11 protein-coding genes are annotated in these 24,304 nt (G+C 72.5%); 6 read left to right on the top strand and 5 right to left on the bottom strand.

Going from position 1 to position 24,304, the window contains the following annotated elements; genetic code table 11:
* Both FRZ03_RS37745 and FRZ03_RS37740 read right to left on the bottom strand, forming a co-directional pair.
* On the bottom strand, positions 1 to 1,058 hold a 1,058-nt coding region (locus tag FRZ03_RS37745), incomplete at its 3' end, for an IS110 family RNA-guided transposase (RefSeq protein WP_146469673.1).
* Positions 1,059 to 1,792: 734 nt separating this feature from the next.
* Positions 1,793 to 3,868 carry a glycoside hydrolase family 36 protein gene (locus FRZ03_RS37740; protein ID WP_146469672.1) on the bottom strand — a complete coding sequence of 692 codons (2,076 nt, stop codon included), beginning with the start codon at positions 3,866 to 3,868 and terminating at the stop codon, positions 1,793 to 1,795.
* Between the two features lie 434 nt (positions 3,869 to 4,302).
* On the opposite strand from FRZ03_RS37740, the gene FRZ03_RS37735 reads away from it, so the two are divergent.
* The 6 genes from FRZ03_RS37735 to FRZ03_RS37710 all read left to right on the top strand — a co-directional run bounded on the left by FRZ03_RS37735 (position 4,303) and on the right by FRZ03_RS37710 (position 10,677).
* Positions 4,303 to 5,091, top strand: coding sequence for a GntR family transcriptional regulator (locus tag FRZ03_RS37735; RefSeq protein WP_261399504.1), 789 nt, complete (start codon positions 4,303 to 4,305; stop codon positions 5,089 to 5,091).
* A 194-nt stretch (positions 5,092 to 5,285) separates the two neighbouring features.
* Positions 5,286 to 6,581 carry a D-tagatose-bisphosphate aldolase, class II, non-catalytic subunit gene (locus tag FRZ03_RS37730; RefSeq protein WP_146469671.1) on the top strand — a complete coding sequence of 432 codons (1,296 nt, stop codon included), beginning with the start codon at positions 5,286 to 5,288 and terminating at the stop codon, positions 6,579 to 6,581.
* The gene (locus tag FRZ03_RS37725; protein WP_146469670.1) at positions 6,578 to 7,741 is read left to right on the top strand and encodes an SIS domain-containing protein; all 1,164 of its coding nucleotides are present in this window, start codon (positions 6,578 to 6,580) and stop codon (positions 7,739 to 7,741) included. The genes FRZ03_RS37730 and FRZ03_RS37725 overlap by 4 nt, the downstream gene beginning before the upstream one ends.
* A 49-nt stretch (positions 7,742 to 7,790) precedes the next feature.
* Positions 7,791 to 8,783, top strand: coding sequence for an N-acetylglucosamine kinase (locus FRZ03_RS37720; RefSeq protein WP_146469669.1), 993 nt, complete (start codon positions 7,791 to 7,793; stop codon positions 8,781 to 8,783).
* Positions 8,780 to 9,730 carry a DMT family transporter gene (locus FRZ03_RS37715; RefSeq protein WP_146469668.1) on the top strand — a complete coding sequence of 317 codons (951 nt, stop codon included), beginning with the start codon at positions 8,780 to 8,782 and terminating at the stop codon, positions 9,728 to 9,730. The genes FRZ03_RS37720 and FRZ03_RS37715 overlap by 4 nt, the downstream gene beginning before the upstream one ends.
* Before the next feature lie 95 nt (positions 9,731 to 9,825).
* The gene (locus FRZ03_RS37710) at positions 9,826 to 10,677 is read left to right on the top strand and encodes a class II fructose-bisphosphate aldolase (protein WP_146469667.1); all 852 of its coding nucleotides are present in this window, start codon (positions 9,826 to 9,828) and stop codon (positions 10,675 to 10,677) included.
* 351 nt (positions 10,678 to 11,028) lie between these two features.
* Here the strand turns inward: FRZ03_RS37710 and FRZ03_RS37700 are convergent, their stop codons facing one another.
* The 3 genes from FRZ03_RS37700 to FRZ03_RS37690 all read right to left on the bottom strand — a co-directional run bounded on the left by FRZ03_RS37700 (position 11,029) and on the right by FRZ03_RS37690 (position 24,189).
* On the bottom strand, positions 11,029 to 11,685 hold the full coding sequence (locus tag FRZ03_RS37700) for a GNAT family N-acetyltransferase (protein ID WP_146469666.1): 657 nt from the start codon (positions 11,683 to 11,685) through the stop codon (positions 11,029 to 11,031).
* Between the two features lie 145 nt (positions 11,686 to 11,830).
* Positions 11,831 to 12,034 (bottom strand): MbtH family protein, encoded by a 204-nt coding sequence (locus tag FRZ03_RS37695; RefSeq protein WP_146469664.1) that lies wholly within the window; start codon positions 12,032 to 12,034, stop codon positions 11,831 to 11,833.
* A gap of 140 nt (positions 12,035 to 12,174) precedes the next feature.
* Entirely contained in the window at positions 12,175 to 24,189 is a 12,015-nt protein-coding gene (locus tag FRZ03_RS37690) for a non-ribosomal peptide synthetase (RefSeq protein WP_261399505.1), read from the bottom strand.
* Positions 24,190 to 24,304: the final 115 nt, after the last annotated feature.

The following is a 24,304-nucleotide window of genomic DNA, read 5'->3' as shown; positions in this document are numbered from 1 at the left end:
TAGAACTTCCGCGAGTTCGGGTCGTAGCGGACGCTGACCAGAGCCGAGGTGTAGAAGACCCGTTGGAGTCTTCGGTGGTAGGTGACCGGCCGGTGGAGGTTGCCGCTGACCTTGCCCGAGTCGCGTGGAGCGGGAGCAACACCGGCGAAGGCCGCCAGGGCGTCCGGGGAAGCGAACTCGTCCAGGCTGCCGCCGACCGCAGCCAGGAACTCCGCGCCGAGTACGGTCCCGATACCCGGGACGCTCAGGACGATGTCTGCGAGTTCGTGCTCGCGAAACCGGCCCTCGATGAGCTTGTCCATCTCGGAAACCTGCTCGTTGAGGGCCATCACCTCCTCGGCCAGAGTGTGGACCAGCTTTGCGGTGGTCTTCTCCCCGGGAACGGCGGTGTGCTGGCGCTCGGCGGCCTCGACCACGGCCTCGGCCAGGGATCTCGCGTTGCGGACCTTGCGGTTGGCCAGCCACGTCGTCAGCCGCGAGACGCCGACCCGTCGGATCGCGGCCGGGGTCTGGTACCCCGTCAGCAGCCTGAGAGGGCCGGTGTTGGTCACGTCCAGAGCCCGTTCCAGGGCCGGGAACATGCTCAGCAGAGAGCTCCGCAGGCGGTTGACCACACGGGTGCGGTCCTCGACCAGATCGGCACGGCGCCCGGTCAGCAGCTTGAGCTCGACGGCGGCCTCGTCGCCGGGGCGGATGGGCCGCAGGTCGCGGCGCATCCTGGCCTGGTCGGCGATCACGTAGGCGTCGCGGGCGTCGGTCTTGCCCTCGCCGCGGTAGCCGTCGGCTGCCCGGTTCACCAGCCGGCCGGGGATGTAAAGGATCTCCTGGCCGTGGTTGACCAGCAGCGCCAGCAGGAGCGCGGGCTCCCCGCCGGTCATGTCGATGGCCCAGGTGACCTCGCGGCCATCGGCCAGGTCCAGGACGTCACCGATCAGCTTCAGCAGCTCGGGCTCGTCGTTGGCGATCCGCCGCGACAGCAGCGTCTTGCCGTCTGCGTCCAGAGCGATGCCGTGATGGTGGCCCTTGCCGCTGTCGATCCCCGCCCATATCCGGCTCATCGTGCTCCTGACGCGCATGTTCGTGATGTTCGTGCCGCAGACGACCTCGCCGGCATTGCTCTACACAGCGACTTGTTCGCACTTCCTAATCGGCGGCCGAGTCGTCGTGGGGCGCTGGGCGGCGAAGCAAGGGAAGCCACGAGACGGCAGCCGCCTGATAGCCACACCCAGCACCCCTGGGCGACCCAACCCTACGAATGGCTCGATCAACCCGAACAAGACGGTAGAGCTGCCTGATCCGTCCGCTGGCTTGATCACGAACGGGAAGCGCAGCCCCGCGGCCTCGGCGGCCACCTGCTCCGGGGGAGGACGACTCCGCCCGGGAGGAAGACCCCCGAGGCGACCTCCTCCTGCTCGTCGCCTTCGATCTCCTGGTGCTTGACCCCACCGCAGAGCCGCCACGGCGCCGTCGACTCGGCAGGCATTCCGTACCCGAAGTGTTGCCTCAACTGACCGTCCGCTGCGGCGATGTCCTCCCCCGGCACCGGGCGCACCAGGGAGGCGTACGACGTGGGCGCGTGCTCCGCCGACCACATCCGGTTCAGCGCACCTCGTAGACGCCGCGCCCCCGTGCCGGTCCGCCAGATGACCGACGGTGACGCCCAGGACCGCGCGGCCTTACCGGCCATGCCGGGTCCGAGCCTCCCCCTGACCTGCCGGGGGAAGCGGGGGCCCGGCAAGCCTGTGGCACGCCGCTCGCGTGGTCAAAGAGCGTCGCCACTGCTGTCCGTCGATCAGCCGATGGGCTCGGCCACGATGAGCTGGAACCGCTCGAAGGACAGCTGCACGGTGTTGTGCTGAGCAGTGGCGGTTCCGAGTGACTTGCCGGTGAACGGGTCGGTCAGGCGGTACCGCGTGCTGCCCAGACCGCGCAGCTCGACCGTCCCGTCCCACTGGTCGGCGTAGAAGGCGTAGTGGAGGGTCCGCTTCTTGGCCACGACATGCGCCTCGGGCTTGTCGAAGCCGATGTCGTACAGCTCACCGCGGTACTCACCGGTGGGCAGCATGTTCTGCTCGTACAGGGACACCCACTTGCGCCAGAGGACCTCCTTCTCCGGGGTGAGGTCGGTCGCCTTGTCCGGGGCTCCGGTGCCGGGGAGGGTGAACTTGGTCGACAGGACGGCTCCGACCCCGTAGGAGGACGCGAAGTCGTCGCCGTGGTCGCTCAGTTCGACGTGGTCGCCGGCGTAGCTGCTGCCCGCGCCCATCAGCGCCTTCATCGACTTGCCCTTGCTCCGGACCTGGTAGGAGGACTCCGGGTCCGAGCTGGGGTACTGGTCGACGTAGGGCAGGTTGTGGAAGGCGAAGGCGGTGCCGCAGGGGCAGAGTTCGACGAGGGCGTCGGGGTTCGCCGCGTGCGCGGCTTCGTGGATCGCCTTCCAGAACCGCGCCAGGCCCTCGGTGGATTCCTCGGGGCGGGCGTGCCGGTGCTTCGGGTTGTAGCAGGGTGCGACGCTGTTGAGGTGCTGGCCGTCGATCTTGAGCCCCTCGTAGCCCCAGTCGCCGATGAACCTCTTCGCCTGCTCGACGAAGTAGTCCACGGTCGGCTGGTAGGCAGGGCAGAGCGTGTAGGCGTCCCACCAGGTGACGTCCTGCTTGTTGCCGTCGCGGTCCAGCAACAGCATGTCGGAGCGGTCCCGGATCAGGTTGCTGTCGGGGTCCGCCGCGAGCGGGGCCCACCACAGGCGCGGTCGCAGGCCGGCGTCCCGTATCTCCTTGGTGAAGGCCCGCATGTCCGCTTCGCCGCGCGGGAACTTCGTCGTGTTGATGTCCCAGTCGCCCTCGTTGGTCTGCCAGCCGTCGTCGAGCACGACCCAGCGCAGGCCGACCTCGTGCGCCTTCGGCAGCGTTCCGGTGACCTGCTCGACGGTGAAGTCGCGCTCGTAGCCCCAGGCACACCAGATGGGCTCGAAGGCCGAGGCGGGCACCTTGGGAGCGCACTGGCCGATGTCGCTCATGTAGTCGCGGTACCGCTGGAGCGGCACGAAGTGGTCGCCCGGGAGGGCGGTCAGGAACGTGGTGCTGGTGCTGAGCCGACGGCCCGGCTTCAGGGTGCGGGCTGTGTCGTCCTGGATGGCGATGCTCGCGCCGTCGGCCGTCTTGCGGACCGGCATGCGCAGGATCGTCGCCACAGGCTCGACGTGTCCGACGGAAAGGCCCGCGTCCCGGCGCCAGACGGTCGCCAGCGGGGTGCCGCCGCCGTAGTCGGAGGAGTCCATCCCCAGCGAGTTCTCCTGGACGTAGCCGTCCTTCACCGGCATCACCCAGTCGCGGCGGTCCGTGTACGTGGTGCCGGAGAAGGTGTAGAAGCCGCCGGGGGTCTCCAGGAGTTCGTGGGCTCCGTTGCGCCACCCGGTGACCTTCAGCGCGGTGGAGGACCTGTTGGTGTAGGTCACCTTCATCACGATCATGCCGGCCAGACGCTCGAAGGAGGTCAGCTCGACCGTCTTGTGCACGCCTTCCCTGGACGTGCCCTCGATCGTGACCCGGACGCCCGCGCCGTGGCGGGAGTGCCGGGTAGCGCGGGTCCGGTGTCCGCGGTAGGCGAACGCCTCGATGGCCTTGTCGCCCACCAGCAGGGCTTCGCCGGCGTCGAAGCGGGTGAGGTAGACGCTCTTCAGCGCCACCCGACTGCGCAGTTGGTCGTCGAACTCCAGGGTGATGGAGGTGTCGCCGACTCCGACGAGGTCGGGATCCGAGTTCGGTGCGGCGGCCGCGGGTGAGGCGCTCATGGCCACGGCGGGGAGCGCGGCCAGGCCGGCACCCCCCAGCGCGACCTTCAGTACGCTTCGCCGGTTCATGTCCGTCATGTCGAACTCTCTTTCGGTCGCGCGTGCCCGACTGGGGCAGCTGCCTTCTGTCCGTCGTGGTGGATCGTTCAGAGCCGAGCCGCGTCTTCGCGGCGAAAGGAACCGTCCGTAAGTCTGGTCGATGCCTGGTCTGCTACTGGTTTTCGCAGCGGGTCGGGTGGGGTCGGGGGACGGCGTGGCGTCGGAGCGGGCACCCCGGTGCGAGTCCGCCTTCGGGCGGCAGTGCGCGGCCACCCTCGGTGAGCTGCCACAACGCTGCCTCGATCATCGGAGGGTGCCCGGGGCACGGCGAAACGGAAGGTCGCCCACGGGCGACTTCCTCATCACGGGGTGGCCTGCTGCGAGAACGTAAGTGGTATTCGAGTGGCATGTCAACGGGTGGGACCGCCCGGGAAAAGGGTTCGCGCCGTCGATCGAATTGGTATGTTTCTGGTATGACGGATGCGAAAACGGCGATGCCCAGAGGTCTGTTCGGGGACGACGTCCTCCCGTTGTACGAGCGCACGGCCGCGCGGTTGCTCGAGGACCTGCGCGCCGCTGCCGCCCGCCCCGGTGACCGGCTGCCCTCCGAGCGGGCTCTGGTCGAGCGGTACTCCGTGTCGCGCGTGACGCTGCGAGCGGCCCTCGCGCAATTGGAGTCACGGGGCATCGTGCGGCCGTCGTCGTCGCGCGGGTGGTTCGTCGCCGAGCTCGGTCTGCTCCCCGAGGCGACGATGACGTCCGGCTCGGCGGCCCCACAGGTCCAGGGGTTCGCCGACTATGCCCAGGCCAACGGCTTGACGACGGCCGGCAAGGTGCTCTCCGCCACCGTCCGGCCGGCCACGGTGTCCGAGGCCGAGCAGCTCCGGATCGCTCCGGGCGCCGACCTCTTCGACCTCCACCGACTGCGCTTCCTCGACGGTCTGCTGGTCGTGCTCGAGCACAACCGGCTCCCCCTGGCGGCCTGCCCGGCCCTGGCCGAGACCGACTTCAACACGGCCTCGCTCTACGCCACCCTGCGCGCCGCCGACCCGCCGCAGCTGCCTCGCGTCGCCGACTATTCGGTCGAGGCCCGCCACCCGACGCCACGGGAGATCGAGCTGTTCGAGATCGAGGAGACCATGCCGATGCTCGTCGCGACCCAGCTGACGTCGAACCAGGAATCACGCCCGATCGAACTGACCGTCCAGGTCTACCGGGGGGACCGCTACCGGTTCCGGGCCTCCATCACCAATCAGGGCTGATTGATCGCCTCAGGTCACGGAGGCTCTCCTCCTTCACCACGTACCGGCTACGGGGCGGATGTCTCCCGGTTAATACCAGATACATACCAGAATAAGACTATTGACGGCCATTAATGAGACCAGTACTGTCCCCACTGGGCTCCGGGCCAACATGGCGAAAGGGCTCGAAATGCACGTTGAGTAAGGGGTTGGCAATGCAGAGCCCATTGAGCGAGGTGGTCCGGCGCCAGAAGGCCGGACAGCCGCAGGGCATCACCTCGGTGTGTTCGGCACATCCGCTGGTCATCGAGGCAGCCGTGGTCCAGGCACGGGAGAGCGGCGGTCATGTACTGGTGGAGGCGACCTCGAACCAGGTCGACCAGTACGGCGGTTACACGGGCATGCGGCCCGCGGACTTCCGCGACCTCGTGTACCGCATCGCCGCCGAAAGTGGTCTGCCACTGGACCGCGTGATACTCGGCGGTGACCATCTGGGACCGAACCGGTGGCAGTCCCTGACGCCCGACGAGGCGATGGAGCGGGCCGACGCCCTGGTCGCCGCCTACGTGGCGGCGGGCTTCACAAAGATCCACCTGGACTGCAGCTTCGCGTGCGCCGGTGACCCCGTACCGCTGGCCGACGACGTGGTCGCCGAACGCGCCGCGCGGCTGATCCGGGTGGCCGAGGAGACGGCCGGCCCCGAGCGGACCGAGCGGATCCGGTACGTGATCGGTACGGAGGTGCCCACGCCCGGCGGCGCGCACGAGACGCTCGGCACTCTCGTCCCGACCACGCCCGAGGCGGCGCGCACCACTCTGGAGCAGCACCGCAAGGCGTTCGCCCGGCACGGCATCGACGAGGTCTGGCCGCGTGTCATGGCCCTCGTCGTCCAGCCGGCCGTCGAGTTCGACCACCTTCAGGTCGTCGACTACCGGCGGGAGCTGACCGAGGAACTGCGCAAGGTCCTCGACGACGAGCCCACCATGGTCTACGAGGCCCACTCGACCGACTACCAGACCGCCGAGGCGCTCACCGCGCTGGTCGAGGACCACTGGGCGATCCTCAAGGTGGGCCCCGGGCTGACCTTCGCCCTGCGCGAGGCGCTGTTCGCCCTCGCCGCGATCGAGGACGAACTGGTGCCGGCCGCCGAGCGGTCACGGCTTGCCGAGGTCGTCGAGCAGCGGATGCTCGCGGAGCCGGCCACGTGGGAGGGCTACTACCCGGGCGGCGCCGCCGAGCAGCGCCTCGCACGCCGCTACAGCTACAGCGACCGAATGCGCTACTACTGGCCCGACCCCGAGATCGAAAAGGCCCAGGCCCGGCTCCTGGACAACCTCTCGGCCGTGGACATCCCCCTGCCGCTGCTCAGCGCACATCTTCCGCTCCAGTACGCCCGTGTCCGCCACGGCGAGCTCGCCGCCCGGCCGCGCGACCTGGCCGTGGACCACGTCCGCGATGTCCTGCGCGACTACGACCGCGCCTCCCGCCCGAACCAGAAGGAGCACGTGTGACCACGCCCTCCGGCACGCTGTCCGTGGACGACGGCGCTGCCCACACCGTCCGCGAGATCGCCCAGCAGCCTGCGCTGTGGCGCGAGGTCGACCGGATCGTCTCGGCCTCCCGGGACTCGCTGGACGCCTTCCTGCGTCCGCTCGTCGCCCGCGGCGATCTGCGCGTGGTGCTCACCGGCGCCGGCACCTCCGCCTTCGCCGGCCAGGTGCTCCAGCCCGCCCTGGCCCGGCGGCTGGGACGGCGCGTCGACGCGGTCGCCACCACGGACCTCGTCGCCGACCCCCGCGGCTGTCTCGCCGAGGACGTGCCCACGCTGCTGGTTTCCTTCGCACGGTCGGGCGACAGCCCCGAGTCCGTGGCCGCGACCGCCCTGGCCGACCAGATTCTCTCCGAGGTGCACCACCTCGTGATCACCTGCAACGAGCAGGGCCGCCTGGCGCGCGAACACGCGGAGCTGCCGAAGTCCCACGTGCTGTTGATGCCGCCCGGGTCCAACGACCGCGGCTTCGCCATGACGTCGAGCTTCACGTGCATGACACTCGCGGCGCTGCTCGCGCTGGGCGGCAGCGCCTACGACGGCGTCGCCGAACGCCTGGCCCGTGCAGCCGAGTCGATCACCGACAGCAGCGCTGTCGACCGCACCGTCGGCACCCTCCTGGAGAGGGCGCCCGAGCGGATCGTCTTCCTCGGCAGCGGCCCGCTGAAGGGCCTCGCCGAGGAGTCGGCGCTGAAGGTGCTCGAGCTCACCGGTGGGACGCTCATGGCCGTCGCGGAATCCTCGCTCGGATTCCGCCACGGTCCCAAGGCGGTGCTCAACGACCGTTCGGTCGCGGTGGTGTACATGTCGAACGACCCGTACACCCGCAAGTACGACCAGGACATCTACGCGGAGCTGCGCGGAAATCTGCCCGCCGGCAGCGTCGTCACGGTCTCCGCGGACTCCGGCACGGGAACGGAGGGCACAGGCACCGACACCTGGCCGCTGCCGGACCTCGATGGCGTCGAGGATGTCGCCCTGGCGCTGTCCGCCGTGGTGTACGCCCAGCTCATCGCCCTGCGTGCCTCTCTGGCCCGGGGCCTGCGGCCCGACAACCCGTTCCCCTCGGGTGAGATCAACCGCGTGGTGCAGGGCGTGACCTTGCACTCCTTGCACAACTGATCAAAGACATCGACGGCGCGGTTCAAGGGCGCCGGACGGAGGTACAACGATGTTCCTAGGTGTCGACGGTGGCGGTACGAAAACCGCTTTCTGCATGGTCGACCGGTCCGGACGAATCGTGGCGCGAGCGCAGGCGGCAAGTTCGTACTACTTCTCCCACGGCATCGAGCTTGTCGGGCATGTGCTGAAAGAAGGCGTCGAAGCCGTCTGCGCCGAGGCCGGGCTGCCCCCTGCCGACGTCGAGTACGCCTTTTTCGGGCTGCCCGGTTACGGGGAGGCGGCCCGCGATCTGCCCGTCCTGAACGCGACCCCGCGAGCGGTGCTCGGGCACGACCGCTACGCCTGCGACAACGACATGGTCTGCGGCTGGGCGGGTTCGCTGGGCGCGCTCGACGGCATCAACGTCATCAGCGGCACCGGTTCGATGACCTACGGCGAGCGACTGGGCCGGGGCGTGCGCATCGGTGGCTGGAGCGAGATGTTCGGCGACGAGGGATCGGCGCACTGGATCGCGGTCCGGGGCCTCAACGCCTTCTCACGGATGAGCGACGGGCGGCTCCCCGAGGGCCCCCTGGCCGAGGTGTTCAGGCGCCACTTGGATCTCGCGTCCGACCTCGACGTGATCGACGTCGTCCACAACCAGTGGCAGGGCGACCGGAGCCGGATCGCCGCGCTCAGCCGCTCGGTGGCCGAGGCGGCCGCTCTGGGCGACGAGGTCGCCACGCGGATCCTCACCGACGCCGGCCGGGAACTCGCCCTGCTCGTCGAAGTCACCCGCGAGCGGCTGGAGTTCGGCCCGGACGAGACCGTACCGGTCTCCTACTCCGGCGGCACCTTCGGCGCCCACACGGTTCTGGAGGCGTTCGCCTCCGGACTGAAGAATCGCCTTACCCCCTATGAGCTGCGACACCCTCTCTACGAGCCTGTCGTAGGCGCCGCCCTGTACGCGGCAAAACTCGCCGGAACCCCGCTCGACCAGCCCGCGCTCGACGCGCTGCGCACGGCCCCAGGGACCCCTGCCTCACGAGAGGACGACCGATGAACAGAGGCACAAAGAGCTGGATCGTGTACGCATCGCTGCTGGTCCTGTTCTGGGGTGTGTGGGGCGCCTTCTCCAGCGAGCCGAACAGCAGGTACGGCTACCCCAACGAGATGATCTACATCATCTGGGCCTTCACGATGCTCATCCCCGCATACTTCGCGATGCGCGGCAACACCTTCGACCGCCGACCGATCGCCGCCGTGTACGGACTGATCGCGGGACTGACCGGCGCCGGCGGACAGCTGCTGCTGTTCCACGCGCTCGCCAACGGCCCGGCGTACCTGATCTTCCCCCTGGTCTCGCTCTCCCCGGTGGTCACCGTCCTCATGGCGATGGCGCTGCTGCGTGAGCGGATCAACCGGCTCGCCCTCGTGGGTGTCGTCGCGGCGCTCGCGGCGATCGTGCTGCTCAGCATTCCCAGCGCCAAGGACGACTCGAACTCGCACGGCCCGTGGCTGCTGATGGCCGTCCTGATCTGCGTCGCCTGGGGCGCGCAGGCGTTCTGCATGCGCAAGGCCGCGGTGGTCGGGGTCAACGACGCGACGACCTTCGGCTGGATGACCATCAGCGGACTGCTGCTGGTGCCGGTGGCGTTCGTGATGATGGGCGGTTTCCCGTCCGACGCCCCGTGGCAGGCGCCCGCACTCACCGCGGTGACGCAGGTCCTCAACGCGGTCGGCGCGCTGTTCCTGGTCATGGCGTTCAGCCGGGGCAAGGCCACGGTGGTCGCCCCCGTCACCAACGCACTGGCACCGGTGCTGACCATCGTGCTGTCCCTGGCGGTCTACCAAACGCTCCCCAACGTATGGGGCACCCTCGGCATCGTGCTGGCCCTCGCCGGTTCGACCCTGATGGTCTACAGCGACGAGAAGAGCGGCGAGAGTTCCGTGGCCCCGGGGGCGGCGGACGACGGCGCGGACATGAGTCCGGCCCCGCAGAAGTCCTGATCGCCCACATATCCGTACCGGCCGAACCACCTGGCGGTGCGGGCCGACACCGGCCCGTACCCACCGAACCGACATGAAAGCGAGGGGACACCCTCATGCCCCTGGTTCCCACGCGCGCACTCGTCTCGGAGGCCGCCGCCGCGGGCCGGGCCGTCGCGGCGTTCAACATGATCACGCTGGAGCACGCCGAGGCGATCACCGCCGGCGCAGCCGCCGCGGGCGCCCCGGGGGTGATCCTGCAGATCAGCGAGAACGCCGTACGGTTCCACGGCGGCCGGGTCGAACCGGTCGCGCGGGCAGCGGCCGAGGTCGGCAAGGCCTGTGACGTCGACGTCGCACTGCACATGGACCACGTGACGGACATGCGGCTGCTGCGCACGGCGGCCGACGCGGGGTTCTCCTCCGCGATGTTCGACGCCGGGGCGCAGCCGTACGCCGAGAACCTCGCCGCCACCCGCGCCGCGGCCGAGTGGGCCCACGGCGCGGGCCTGTGGCTGGAGGCCGAACTCGGCTATGTGGGCGGCAAGCCCGACGCCCCCGCGAGCGCCCACGCGGCCGGGGTGCGCACCGACCCGCAGGAGGCGGCGCGCTATGTCGCGGACACCGGCGTGGACGCCCTGGCCGTCGCCGTCGGCAGCAGCCACGCGATGACCGAACGCTCCGCGACCCTGGACCACGTGCTCATCAAACGCCTGAGGGAGGCGGTGCCCGTACCTCTGGTGCTGCACGGTTCGTCGGGCGTCGGCGACGACGATCTGCGACAAGCCGTCCAGGCGGGCATCGTGAAGATCAACATCGGTACCGCTCTCAACGTCGCGTTCACCGGCGCGGTCCGCGAAGCGCTGGCGGCCCGGCCCGACCTGACCGACCCCCGCCCCTACATCGCCCAGGGCCGGGAGAGGATGGCGGAGACGGTCCGAGTCCTTCTCGGTGTGGTGAGTGGCTGAGCGGGCCCGAAGCTTTCCCCGCACCTGATGTCGCCCAGTCGGTGACGGCGGACCGCGTGGTCACGAGTGTGCCGGCGCCACCGGTGCGCATCGCGCCCCTTCGGAATCCGCATCACGCCGCCACCCGGTCCCGCCCGCCGTCCCGAGCGGCCTGGGCGGCGTGATCTCCGAGGTCCGCGACTCACTCCACCGACTCCTTCACGTCCGCCACCTCGAAGCACGTCATCCACTGCGAACCCCGCTCGGGCGGCAGCGCGTGCCCGACACCGTGCACGGAGGCCATCGGGCGGTCTCCGGCATCCTCGGAACTCTGCCGCCGACCAGCCCGACCGCCGAGCCTGTGAGCCGAACTCATTCTGAAATGATCAGTTGTCCGGCCTCCCCGGCATTCGCCGCACCGGCCAGGCCCTCGGCACCCGGCGCCTCTGCGGGCACCGGGCCGCCGTCCGTTGCGCCGGTGCCAGTGCCGGTCGCCGGAGGCTGCGTGACGGCGGCCGTGCCGGCCGCCGCCGTGGGGATGACCAGCAGCTTCGTCACCGAACCGTCGTCGCCGACGACATCGCGCAGGTGGCGGAAGCCCAGGCGGTGGCACATCGCCAGGCTCGCGGTGTTCTCCGCGCCGACCATGCCATATGCCTCGGTGAGGCCGAGGTTGGCGGCGGCGTGCCGGAGCAGGCCGCGGACCGCCTCGCCGCCCAGTCCTCGTCCCCAGTAGCCGGGGGCGAGGGCGGTGACGAGTTCATGGCCCTCGACGTTGCCGGTCGGCTTCACCTCGGCGTGGCCGATGTAGCGGCCCTCCAGCCACAGGCCCCAGACGTCGAACCGCCCCTGGGGGTAGATGTCGGTGAGGATGGCGCGGAACACCTCGCGGATCTGCGGTTCGGGCACGAGGTCCTGGCCCATCCAGCGGCACACCTCCTCGTCGCGCAGCAGCTCGACAAAGACGTCCTCGTGCTCTGGCCGGTACGGGAGGAACACCAGGCGTTCGGTGCGCAGTTCGGGGGTCATGAAGGGCTCCGTGAGTTCTCGGGCGGTCCGGGAGGGCCGGGGCGGTGGGGCGCCGGTATGGCGGCACGTGCGTGGGCGGGACGTGGGTGCGGTGTGCCGCCGGGCCGGCGCGCGGCCGGCCCGGCGGGCATTGCGGGTGGGCCGGTCAGGCGCCCGCGTTCTCCATGCGCTCGCGCAGGCTCTTGGGACGCATGTCGGTCCACACCTCGTCGACGTAGGCGGTGCAGTCGGCCTCGGTGCCCTCCTTGCCGACGGGCTGCCAGCCGGCGGGCACCTCGATGTCCACGGGCCACAGGGAGTACTGCTCCTCGTCGTTGCGCAGCACCTGGTAGCGGGTGTTCTCGTCCATGTGGTTCTCCTTGTTGTTCTCGGTGTCCGGTTCGGGTGGGTCGGCCTGAGCTCACCAGCGGGCGACGGGAGTCGGGGCGCGCGGTGCGCGAGGACCGTGCCGGGCGGTGCGCCGGGACGGTGCCTCGTGGGGGAACGCCGTCATCGGCCTCCCCTGGCGTGCCGGGCGAGGTGGCGCAAGGCCTCGGCGAAGTCCTCCGCCACCCGGCGCACGCTCGCCGTGTCGTGGACGCCGGGCCGGTGGTGCCAGGTGAAGGCGAGCCGACCGTGCTGGACGGCGCCCACCACCTCCACCAGGTGCGAGCCGGGGTCCCGGGGGTCGTGGTCCTGTCCGAACGAGCCGTGTTCGGCGCGCACCAGGCCGCCGTCCGCGGTCTCGGGGCGGGCGTCCCACTGGCCGAGGTAGTTGAACACCACCTGGCTGTGCGCATGATCACCGAGGCGTTCGCGGACCTCGGGCGGCCCGAAGGTGCGCAGCGCGCCGAAGCCGATCCCGTTGCCGGGCACGGCGCGCAGCTGGCGGCGTACCGACTTCACCAGGGACCGCCAGTCGCGGTCGGGGCCGAGGACGCCGGGGTCGGACACCTGGAGGGCGACCGGATAGACGGTGGTGAACCAGCCGACGGTGCGGGACAGGTCGATGCCGTCGAGCAGATCCTCTCGGCCGTGCCCCTCCAGGTCGAGGCGGACCCGGTCGTGCCCGGTCCAGCGGGCCAGCGCGAGGGCGAGGGCGGCGAGCAGCACGTCGTTGACACGGGTGCGGTAGGCGGTGGGCGCCGAGCGGAGCAGGGCGGTGGTGTCCTCCTCGTCGAGTTCCACGCTCACGGTGGCGGCCGGCACCGCCTCGGCCGCGGGTGAGGGGCCGGCGGGGGCGGGTTCGGAGCGTACGGCTTCTTCCCAGTAAGGCAGTTCGTGGTCGAAGCCGCCCTCGGCGACGTACCCGGACAGTCGCGTGGACCAGTCCCGGAAGCTGGTGCCGCGCTCCCCCAGGGTGACGGGGCCGCCTGTGCGGGCCTGGCGGTAGGCGGTCTCCAGGTCGTCGCGCAGGACGCGCCAGGAGACGGCGTCCACGACGAGGTGGTGGGCGACCAGCAGCAGGAACACGGACCGGTCCGGGTCGCCGGTGAACAGGGCCGCGCGCAGCTGCGGGCCGTGGGCCAGGTCGAAGCCGGCGTGCAGTTCGTCGGCGGCTTTGGCCATGGCCGCGTCGGCGTCCTCGGCGGACAGTCCGCTCAGGTCGTGCCGGACGAGGATGTCCTGGCCGGGAGCGGGCGGCGGGTTGAACTGCCGCCAGCCGTGCTCGTCCCGGGTGAACCGCATGCGCAGGGCGTCGTGGTGGTCGATCAGGGCGTCGAGCGCGGCGCGCAGTGCGTCGGGGTCGGGGGCGCCGTCGAGTTCGAGCAGCACCGACTGGTTGAAGTGGTGGTGGGCCGCGCGGGGTGAGCCGAGGAACCACTCCTGGATCGGAGTGAGCGGCACCTCGCCGGTGACCGGGCCGTCGTCGGACCGCTGGGGCGCGGTGCGGACGACGGCGGCGAGTTCGGCGACGGTCTGGTGCGTGAACAGGTCGCGGGTGGCGACGTGCAGGCCGTCGCGGCGCAGCCGGGAGACGACCTGCATGCTGAGGATGGAGTCGCCGCCGAGCGCGAAGAAGTTGTCGTCGGCGCCGACGTCCTCGATGCCCAGGACGTCGGCCCAGATGCGGGCGACCCTGCGTTCGGTGTCGGTGCGGGGCGCGGTGCACGGTCCGTCGGCGGTCTGCCCGGGCCCGGGGGCGGGCAGGGCGCGCCGGTCGGTCTTGCCGTTCGGGGTGAGCGGCAGCCGGTCGAGCGGGACGAACACCGACGGCACCATGTGCGGCGGGAGCAGCCCGGCGAGATGCAGCCGCAGCTCGCCGCCGGGCAGGGCGGCGCCGGCGGGCTCGGGGGTGGACGGCGCCGCCGGTACGACGTAGGCGACGAGCCGGTCTGGTGCGCCGGGCGTCTGCGCAGGGCGTACGACCACCACGGCGTCGCGTACGAGGGGGCTGGTGCGCAGCGCGCTCTCGATCTCGCCGGGCTCGATGCGGAACCCGCGCAGCTTGACCTGGTCGTCGGCGCGTCCGGCGAACCTGAGCAGGCCGTCGGCGCTCCAGCGCACCAGGTCCCCGGTGCGGTACATCCGCTCCCCCGGCGCCCCGAACGGGTCGGCCAGGAACCGCTGGGCGGTGAGTCCCGGCCGACCGAGGTAGCCGCGGGCGAGTCCGGGGCCCGCGATGTACAGCTCGCCGGTCACGCCGGGCGGTACGGGGCGCAGGGCGGCGTCGAGCACATGGACGCGGGTGCTGCCGGAGGGGCGGCCGATGGGCGGCGCGACGGTGCCGGGGACGAGCGGCCCGGTCCAGGTGGCGACGACGGTCGCCTCGGTGGGCCCGTACGAGTTGATCATGCGTCGGCCCGCTGCCCAGACGGCGACGAGGTCGGCCGGGCACGCCTCCGCGCCCACGATGAGGGTACGAAGGTGGGCCAGGGTGGTGGCGGTCTCCGGCGGGAGCGTGGCGAGCGCGGCCGGCGGGATCAGCGTGTGGCTGATCCGCCGGGCGGCGAGCACCTCGGCCAGCCGCTCCCCGACCAGCGGCCCCTCCTCGCCGGTCACCAGCGCGGCCCCGCTGAGCAGGGACACGCACAGCTCCAGCACGGAGGCGTCGAAGCTGGGTGAGGCGAACTGGAGCACCCGGTCGCCGGGGCCCGCCGCGTACCGCTCGGCGGCCGCGGCGGCGAAGGGGGCCAGACCCCGGTGGGTGACGACGACGCCCTTCGGCGTGCCGGTGGAGCCGGAGGTGTAGATGACGTAGGCGGGGTGGTCGGGGGTCAGCGCGTGGCTGCGGTCGGCGTCCGTGGGGGCGGTCTCGGCTCCCTCGGCCGCCCACACCTCGGCGGGGTCGCCGAGGACCAGGTGGGCGCCGGCGTCCCGGATCATGAACTCCTGTCGCTGCTCCGGGTAGTTCGGGTCCACGGGCAGGAAGGCGCCGCCGGCCTTGGCGACGGCGAGCTGGGCCACGACGGTCGCCGCCGAGCGGGGCAGTGCCAGGGCCACCACCCGCTCCGGTCCGACGCCCTCGCGGATGAGCCGGTGGGCCAGCCGGTTGGCCGCCCGCTCCACCTCGGCGTAGCTCAGCTCCCGGTCGCCGTCCACCAGCGCGACCGCGTCCGGAGTGCGGGCCGCCTGCTGTTCGAACAGGTCCGGCAGGGTGGTCTCGGGCACCGGCCGGAAGTCGCCCCGGCCCTGGTCGAGCACACCCTTCAGCTCGCCGTCGGAGGCCAGCGGCAGGGCGCCCAGCGGGCGGTCCGGGTCGGCGGCGACGGCGTGCAGCAGGGTGCCGAGCTGGCCGGCCATCCGCTCGGCCGTGCCCGTGTCGAACAGGTCGGTGTTGTAGGTGAGCAGGGCGTGCAGCTCCCCGGAGTCGGTCTCGGCGAACTCGAGGGTGAGGTCGAACGGGGCCTGGTCCGAGTCGGGTTCGACGTCGGTGACGTCCAGTCCCGGCAGGTCGAGACCGGCGGCCGGGGTGTTCTGGAGAACGACCATGACCTGGAAGAGCGGGCTGCGGCTGGTGTCGCGGACCGGCTGCACCTCGTCGACGACCCGTTCGAAGGGCACGTCCTGGTGGGCGAAGGCGTCCAGGACGGTCCCGCGTACGGCGGTGAGGAACCCGGAGAAGGGTGTCCCCGCCTCGGCCCGGGAGCGCAGCACCAGGGTGTTCACGAAGAACCCGACGAGGGCCTGGGTCTCGGGCCGGTCGCGGCCGGAGGTGACGGTGCCGACGGCGATGTCCTCGGCGCCGGAGAGCCGGGCGAGATAGGCCTGGACGGCAGCGACGAGCGTGGTGAACAGGGTGGTCCCGTGGTCGCGGGCAAGCCGGGTCAGTCCGCCTACGGTCCGGGCGGGTACCACCAGCCGGGCGGTGGTGCCGGCGCTGGTGCGCACCGGCGGCCGGGGCCGGTCGGTGGGCAGGTCCAGCGGGGCGGTGTCGGCCAGGTGCTCCTTCCAGTAGGCGAGGTGTTCGTCCGCGCCGGCGTCCCCGGTGGTGCGCTGCCAGTGCGCGTAGTCGGCGTACTGAACCGGCAGCGGCGGCAACGGCGCCTGTGGGACCCCCAGTTCGGCCCGGTAGAAGTGGGCGAGGTCGCCGAGCAGGACGGAGGTGGACCAGCCGTCGGTGACGATGTGGTGCAGCGCGAGGGTGAGCACGTGCTCGTCGTCGGCGAGCCGGACCAGACCGGCGCGCAGCAGCGGGCCCTCGCGCAGGTCGAACGGCCGGGCGCGTTCGGTGGTGAGCAGGCTGCGCAGCGCGGTTTCCCGGTCGGCCTCGGGGAGCCCGGTCAGGTCGTGCACCGGCAGGGGGACCTCGTGCGGCGGGTGCACGCGCTGGACGCCGTGACCGTCGACGCTGTCGAAGGTGGTGCGCAGCGACTCGTGCCGGGCGACCACGGCGGCGAGGGCCGCGCGGAGCGCGCCGGTGTCCGGGGTGCCGCGCAGCCGCAGGGCGAGCGCGGTGACGTACTCGGCGCCGGCGGGTTCGAACTCGTGCAGGAACCAGAGGCGTTGCTGGGCGTGGGACATCGGGGCGACCGCGTCCCGGGCGACCGGGGTGATGGCCGGGCGGCCGGAGCCCTGCCGGTCGCCGAGCAGCCGGGCCAGCGCCGCCGGTGTGGGGTGCGTGAACACTGCGCGGGGTGTGACCTCGGTGTCGAAGACCTCCGCGAGCCGGGAGGCGAGCCGGATGCTGAGGATCGAGTCGCCGCCCAGTTGGAAGAAGTCGTCGTCCACGCCGACCGGTTCGCTGCCCAGCACCTCGCCGAAGACGTCCACCGTGTGGCGCTCGGCCTGGGTGCGGGGCGCCACCCGCGCGTGTCCCGGCCGGTCCTCGGGCGCGGGCAGGGCTGTCCGGTCGACCTTGCCGTTGCGGCTCAGCGGAAGGGCGGCGAGCGGGACGAAGGCGGTGGGGACGAGGTAGTCGGGCAGGGTGCGGGCGGCGAAGGCCCGCAGCTCCTCCGCGTCCTCGGCGGCCGGACCCACGACGTACGCCACGAGCCGCTTGGCGCCGGGCCGGTCCTCGCGGGCCACCACGGTGACGTCGGTGACGTCCGGGTGGGCGGCGAGCGCGGTCTCGGCCTCGCCGGGTTCCACCCGAAAACCCCGGATCTTGACTTGGTCGTCGGCGCGGCCGAGGAACTCGACGGTGCCGTCCGGCCGCCTGCGGGCCAGGTCGCCGGTGCGGTACATGCGTGCGCCGGGCGGGCCCTGGGGATCGGCGAGGAAGCGGGCGGCGGTGTCGCCGGGGCGGCGCAGGTAGCCGCGGGCGACGCCCTCACCGGCCAGGTACAGCTCGCCCGCGCAGCCCGGCGGCACGGGCCGCAGCCGGGCGTCGAGGACGTGGGCGCGCATGTCGTCGAGCGGATGGCCGACGGGTACGGTGTCGGGCACCGCGTCGGGGTCGGCGAGCGCGAAGGACGTCGCGAAGGTCGTCGTCTCGGTGGGGCCGTAGCCGTCGACGACGGTCAGGCCGGGGCAGGCGGCGAGGACCCGGCGCACGGCCGGGGCGGGCACCACGTCACCGCCGGTCCACACCTGCTGCAGGCCGCGGAAGCAGTCGGGGGCGTCCTGGGCGAGCAGCCGGAACAGTCCGGCGGTCAGCCACAGCGCGGTCAGCCCGCCGCCGTCGGCGTGCCGGCGCAACAGGGCGGCGTCCACGCTCCCGTCCGGCGCCACGACCACGCGGCCGCCGTTGAGGAGTGGCGCCCACACCTCGAAGGTGGCGGCGTCGAAGGCGACCGGCGAGTGCAGCAGCACCCGGTCGCACACGCCGTCGGCGAACCGGCTGTCGGTGGCCAGCGCGGCCACGTCCCGGTGCCGTACCGCCACCGCCTTGGGGCGGCCGGTGGAGCCGGAGGTGAACATCACGTAGGCCAGCCGGTCGGGGTCGGCGGCCGGGAGGGGCCGCGCGGCGGTGCCGGTCCGGGCGGCGGCCACCTCGGCGGCGGTGAGCCGGACCGTGGCGCCGGCCTCGTCGAGCAGGTTCTGCCTGCGCTCCTCGGGGGATCGGGTGTCCACGGGCAGGTAGGCGCCGCCGGCCATGAGCACGGCGAGCTGGGCGGCGACGAGTTCGGCGGAGCGGTCCAGCAGCAGTGCCACCCGGTCCTCGGCCGCGAGCCCGTCCGCCAGCAGCCGGGCGGCCAGGGCGGAGGCCCAGTCGTGCAGCTGCCCGTAGGTCAGCTCCCGGTCGCCGTCCTGGACCGCGATGGCGTCGGGGGTGCGGCGGGCCTGGTCGACGAACAGGTCGACTGGGCTGCGCGGGACGGTCCGCCGGGCGGTGGTGTTCCAGGCGGCGAGCAGCTCGCGGTCCGCGGGAACGAGCAGGTCGAGCTTGTCCAGGTCGGTGTCGAAGCCGTCGGCGAGGGCCCTCAGCAGCGCGGCCAGACGGTCCGCGGCGCGCTCGGCGGTGCCGGCGTCGAACAGGGCGGGGTCGTAGGCGAGGTCGAAGCCGAGCCGTTCGGCGAGGTGGGCGCGCAGGCACCAGGGGAAGGTGGTGGCGTCGTCGGCACGCACCTCCTCGACCCGGACGCCGGTACGCGCCGTCGCCGACTCGTCCACCGGGTAGTTCTCGAAGACCACCATGCTGTCGAACAGGGCCTGCCCAGCCGGGACTTCGCTGACGGCTTGGATGCGGGGCAGCGCGAGGAAGTCGAAGCGGCGGGCGTCGCTCTGCCGGTCCTGGAGGCCGCGCAGCCACGGCAGGACCGGCCCGCCGGGTACCTGGACGCGAGTCGGCACGGTGTTGATGAACATGCCGATCATGCCTTCGACGCCGGGCAGTTCGGCTGGGCGGCCGGAGACGGTGGTGCCGAACACCACGTCGTCCTGGCCGCTGGAGCGGGCCAGCAGCAGGGCCCAGGCGCCCTCCAGGACGGTGTTGACGGTGAGTCCGGCGCGTGCGGCGCACTCCCGCAGCCGGTGCGAGACCTCCGCGTCCAGCTCGTGGTGGACGGTGGCGGCCGACCGGGCGCGGTGGGCCTCGGCGGGCGTGCGGTCGTACGGCAGCGGGGTGCGGGCGGTGAAGCCGTCCAGCGCCTCGGACCAGTGCCGTTCGGCCGCCGTCTCGTCCTGTGTGGCGAGCCAGTGCAGGAAGTCCGCGAACGGCCGCCGTACCGGGGGTGCCGGGTCCGGGCCCCCGGTCAGGGCGGCGTAGCGTTCGCACACCTCGGTGAGCAGCTGCCCGGTGCTCCAGCCGTCGAGGACGATGTGGTGGGTGGACCACACCAGCAGCACCTCGTCGCCGGGCAGAGTCGCCAGGGTGATCCGGGTGAGCGGCGCGGTGGTGAGGTCCATGCCGGCCGCACGGTCCTCGGCGAGCAGCCGCTCGGTGGCCTCGGCGCGCTGTCCGGGTGTCAGGGCGCGCCAGTCGAGCCGGGTGACGGGCAGTTCGACGCGCCGGTGGACCACCTGCACCGGGTGGGGCAGACCGTGCCAGTGCACGCAGGCCCGCAGTACCGGCGTGCGGTCGGCGACCTGCTGCCAGGCGGTGGCGAAGGCTCCCGGGTCGGCCACCCCGGCCAGGCGGACGGCCGTGCGGTCGAAGTAGGCGTGCTCGGTGTCCACGAGGCCGTGGAAGAGCATGCCGGACTGGAGCGGGGTGAGCGGCAGGACGTCCTCGACGTCACTGCCGGTGCCGACGAGCCGGTCCAGCTGTTCCTGGGCGAGGCCGGCGAGCGGGAAGTCGGCGGGGGTGCGGCCGCCCGACTCGGGGCGGGCGCAGTGGGCCACGATCTCCCGCAGGGCGGCGAGGGTCTCCTCGGCGAGCCGGCGGACGGTGTCCTCGTCGTGGACGGCTGCCGGGTAGGTCCAGCCGAGTTCGAGGCGACCGTCCTGGACGACCCCGGTGATGTCCAGCACGTAGGGACGGGGTTCGTCCGGGTCGGTGTCCCGGCCCACCGGGGGGAGGGAGCCGCGGACCAGGCCGCCGCTTCCGGTGCCTGCCGTGTCCCATCGGCCGTGATAGTTGAAGCCGATCCGCGGGGCCGGGGCGCCGGCCAGCGGGCTGTCCGCCACCAGGTGGCGCAGGGCGCCGTGGCTCAGACCGTGCAGCGGCACCGCGCGCAACTGCTCTTTGACCGAACGGAGAGTGTCGTGCCACCCGGCGTCCGGGCCGACGGTGAGGGCGAGCGGGTACTCGGCGGTGAACCAACCGACGGTACGCGACAGGTCGACATCCTCGAACAGGTCCTCCCGGCCGTGTCCCTCCACACCGAGCAGGACGGTGTCGCGCCCGCACCAGCGGGCCAGGGTGCGCCCGAGGGCGCTGAGCAGGACGTCGTTCACCTGGGTGCGGTAGGTGTCCGGGACTTGGCGCAGCAGGGCGTCGGTGGTCGCGTCGTCCAGGGTGACCGTGAGGGTGGCGGCGGTGCCGTGGGTGTTGGGGCCGGGCCGACCCGCGGGCAGCTCAGCCGGAGCGTCGACGGTGCGCGTCCAGTACGCCAGGTCGGCGTCCAGGGCGCCGGAGCGGGTGTGCTCCGCCAGCCGCGTGGCCCAGTGGGTGAAAGAGGTTCCGGTGGACGGAAGTTCGACGGACCGACCGGCCGCCGCCGCCCGGTGGGCGGTCTCCAGATCGGCCAGCAGGATGCGCCAGGAGACTCCGTCGATGACCAAGTGATGGGCGGTGATGACGAGTTGCGGTGCCCGGTCCGGCCCCCGGTCGAAGAACAGGGCGCGGACGACGCGGCCTTCGAGCGGGTCGAGCGCGGCCTGAGCCTCGTCCGTGCGCCGCTGGACCTCGGCCTCCGACGCGGCGTCCGTGAGCGCGGCCGTGTCGTGGCGGCTGAAGACGTCGTCCGGCGCCTGCGGCAGGGCTTCCTGGCGCCAGCCGTCGGCGGTGCGGCGGAAGCGGGTGCGCAGGGCGGCGTGGTGGCGCACGAGGGCGTCGACCGCCTCGCTGACGGCCTCTTCGTCGGTTCCCGGCGCGAGTTCGAGGCGCTGGGTCATGGTGAAGCGCGGCAGGTGGCCGGGGTCACGGCCGTCCAGATACCAGTGCTGGATCGGTGTGAGCGGTGCCTCGCCGGTCTGTTCGGCGGCGATGGTTCGGGGCGCCGACTCCTCGATGCGCAGGGCCAGTTCCGCGATGCACTGGTGGCGGAAGACGTCCTTGGTGGTGAGGGCGAGGCCGGCCTGCCGGGCGCGGGCGACGATCTGGATGCTCAGGATGGAGTCGCCTCCGAGCGCGAAGAAGTTGTCGCGGGCACCGACCCGCTTGACACCGAGCACCTGTGCCCAGATCTCGGCCAGGCGTGCCTCCGTGCCGGGCCGGGGAGCGACGTACGCAGTGGTGCTGTCGGGCTGCGCGGGCGGGGCGGGCAGGGCGCGCCGGTCGGTCTTGCCGCTGGTGGTGCGCGGAATGCGGGCCAGCCGGACGAACGCGGTGGGCACCATGTGGTCGGGCAGGGTGCGGCGCAGCGCGAGGCGCAGCTCCTCGGCGGACGGGACGCGGTCGGCGGCCGGCACCACGTAGCCGACGAGCATGGGACGGCCGGCGTGTTCGCGTGCGGCAACGGCGGCGTCGGTGACGTCCGGGTGGTCGAGGAGGGCGGCCTCCACCTCGCCGGGCTCGATGCGGAACCCGCGGATCTTGACCTGCTCGTCCACCCGGCCCAGGAACTCCAGCAGCCCGTCCCGGTCCCACCGGGCCCGGTCCCCGGTGCGGTACATCCGCTCCCCCGGCGCCCCGAAGGGGTCCGCGACGAAGCGGACGGCGGTGAGGCCGGGCCGGTTCAGGTAGCCGCGGGCCACCTGGTCCCCGGCCAGGTACAGCTCGCCGGGCACCCCGGGCGGCACCGGGCGCAGGGCGCCGTCGAGCACGTAGGCGCGCAGGTTGCCGCCGGGGCGGCCGATGACGGGCCGGTCGGGGCGGTCGGCGACGCGGCCGTAGACGGCGTCGACCGTGCACTCGGTGGGCCCGTACATGTTGTACACCGCGACCTGGAACTCGGCTTCTGCGCGCTCGAGTTCGCGCCAACCCGCCGGGGTGACGGCCTCGCCGCCGACGAGCAGCAGGCCCGGGTGGTGGCGGCCGGGGGCCAGCAGTCCGGCCGAGGTGAGTTCGCGCAGGAAGGACGGGGTGACGTTCACCAGGTCGAGGCGGCGGTCGGCGACCTGGGCGCAGAACGCCTCGGGGTCCAAGCGGACGTCCTCGTCGATCAAGTGCACCTCGTGGCCGAGGGCGAGCAGCAGCGGCCCTTCCCAGGAGGTGTCGAAGGAGAAGGAGGCGCTGAGCGCGGCCCGCAGCCGGCGGCCGCCCGCGGTGTGCGGGGCGAGCAGACCCGCCTCATGGTCCTGGCACAGGTTGACCAGCTGCCGGTGTTCGACGGCGACGCCCTTGGGCCGGCCGGTGGACCCGGAGGTGTAGACGATGTAGGCGGTGTGGCTGGGCAGCAGAGGCCGGACCCGGTCGGTGTCGGTCGGGTCGTGGGCGGGCAGCCGGTCCCAGGGCACCGCCGCGAGGTCGGAGAGCAGGGTGTGGGGACGGGCGTCGGACAGCAGGAAGTCCGCCCGCTCCCGCGGGAGTCCGGGGTCGAGGCTGAGCAGCGTGGCGCCCGCCTTGGCGACCGCGAACAACGCGACCACCTGCTCGGAGGTGCGCGGCAGGCGTACGGCGACGACGTCCTCGGGGCCGGCTCCGCGGGCGATGAGGTGGTGGGCGAGCCGGTTGGCGCGCTCGTTGAGCGTGGCGAAGTCGAGGGTGGTGTCGCGGGCGACGAGGGCCGTGTGGTGAGGGGTGCGGGCGGCCCGGGCCTCGAACAGCGCGGGGAAGGTGGTGTCCGGCTCGGGAAGCCGGGCCCCCTCGCCGTACCGGAGCACCTGCCGCCGTTCGTCGTCGGTCATCAGCGGCAGCGCGCCGACGGCCAGCTCCGGGGCCTCGGTCACGGCCTCCAGCAGGACGCGCAACCGTGCGGCCAGGCGCTGGACGGTGTCGCGGTCGAAGAGCCCGGTGTTGTACTCCAGGTAGCCGGTCAGGCCGCCGTCGCTCTCGACGAAGTCGAAGGCCATGTCGAAGGTGGCGCCGCGGACCGGCGGGGTGACCGGCTCCGCGGCCAGGCCGGGCAGCCGGGGCGGCTCGGCGCCGAGGTTGTGCAGGGCGACCATCACCTGGAAGAGCGGGGTGCGGCTGGTGTCCCGCTCGGGCTGGACGGCGTCCACCACCCGCTCGAACGGCACCTCCTGGTGGGCGAACGCCTCCAGGACGGTCGTGCGGACCTCGGACAGCAGTGCACGGAAGGGCAGTTCGGGGCGGACCCGGGACCGCAGCACCAGGGTGTTGACGAACATGCCGACCACGTCGTGCAGTTCGGGCCGGTCGCGTCCCGCGGTCACGGTACCCACGGTGATGTCCTCCTGGCCGGCCCACCGCGCGAGCAGAATCTGGCAGGCCGCCACCAGCATCATGTACAGGGTGGCGTCGGCCTCCCGGCCGCGTTCGCGCAGCCGCTCGGTCAGGGCGGCGGGCAGGGTGAAGGTCACCAGGTCGCCATCGCGGGTGCGGACCGCCGGGCGCGGCCGGTCGGTGGGCAGTTCCAGCGGGGCGACGCCGGCCAAGGCGGCCCGCCAGTAGGCGAGTTCCTCCTCCGCCCGATCGGCGCGGGCCCGCTGCCAGGCGGCGTGGTCGGCGTAGCGGACGGGCAGCGAGGGCAGCTCGGGCCGGCGGTCCGCGCGGGCCGCCGCGTACAGCTCGCCCAGGTCCCGGCCGAGCACGCCCATGGACCACCCGTCGGTGACGATGTGGTGCACGGCCAGGACGAGGACGTGGTCCTCGGCGGCCAGCCGGACGAGGCGGGCGCGCAGCAGCGGACCGGTGGCCAGGTCGAAGGGGGTGGCGGCCACGCGCTCCAGGAACCCGTCCAGGGCCGCGGCGTCCGGGAGTTCGGCCACCGGCAGGTCGACGGGTCGTTCCGGGTGGACGATCTGCCGCGCCTGCCCCTCGTGTTCGGCGAACGTGGTGCGCAGGGCTTCGTGCCGGGCCACGAGACCGTCCAGGGCGGCGCCGAGGGCGGCGGTGTCGAGCGGGCCGCGCAGCCGCAGCGCGGACAGGGTGGTGTACTCGGTGCTGCCGGGTTCGAACCGGTCGAGGAACCACAGACGCTGCTGCGCGTACGACAGGGGTGCGGGGGCGTCCGCGGGGAGGGCCGGGATGACGTCTGCGGCGTGCGCGGGCCCCGCCGGTTCGCCGAGCGCGGCCGCGAGGGCGGACAGC

This window comes from Streptomyces misionensis (genome assembly GCF_007896895.1).
Lineage (GTDB): Bacteria > Actinomycetota > Actinomycetes > Streptomycetales > Streptomycetaceae > Streptomyces > Streptomyces misionensis_A.
Note: the sequence above shows the minus strand (reverse complement) of the source record. Positions and strands in the feature narration are given on the sequence as shown.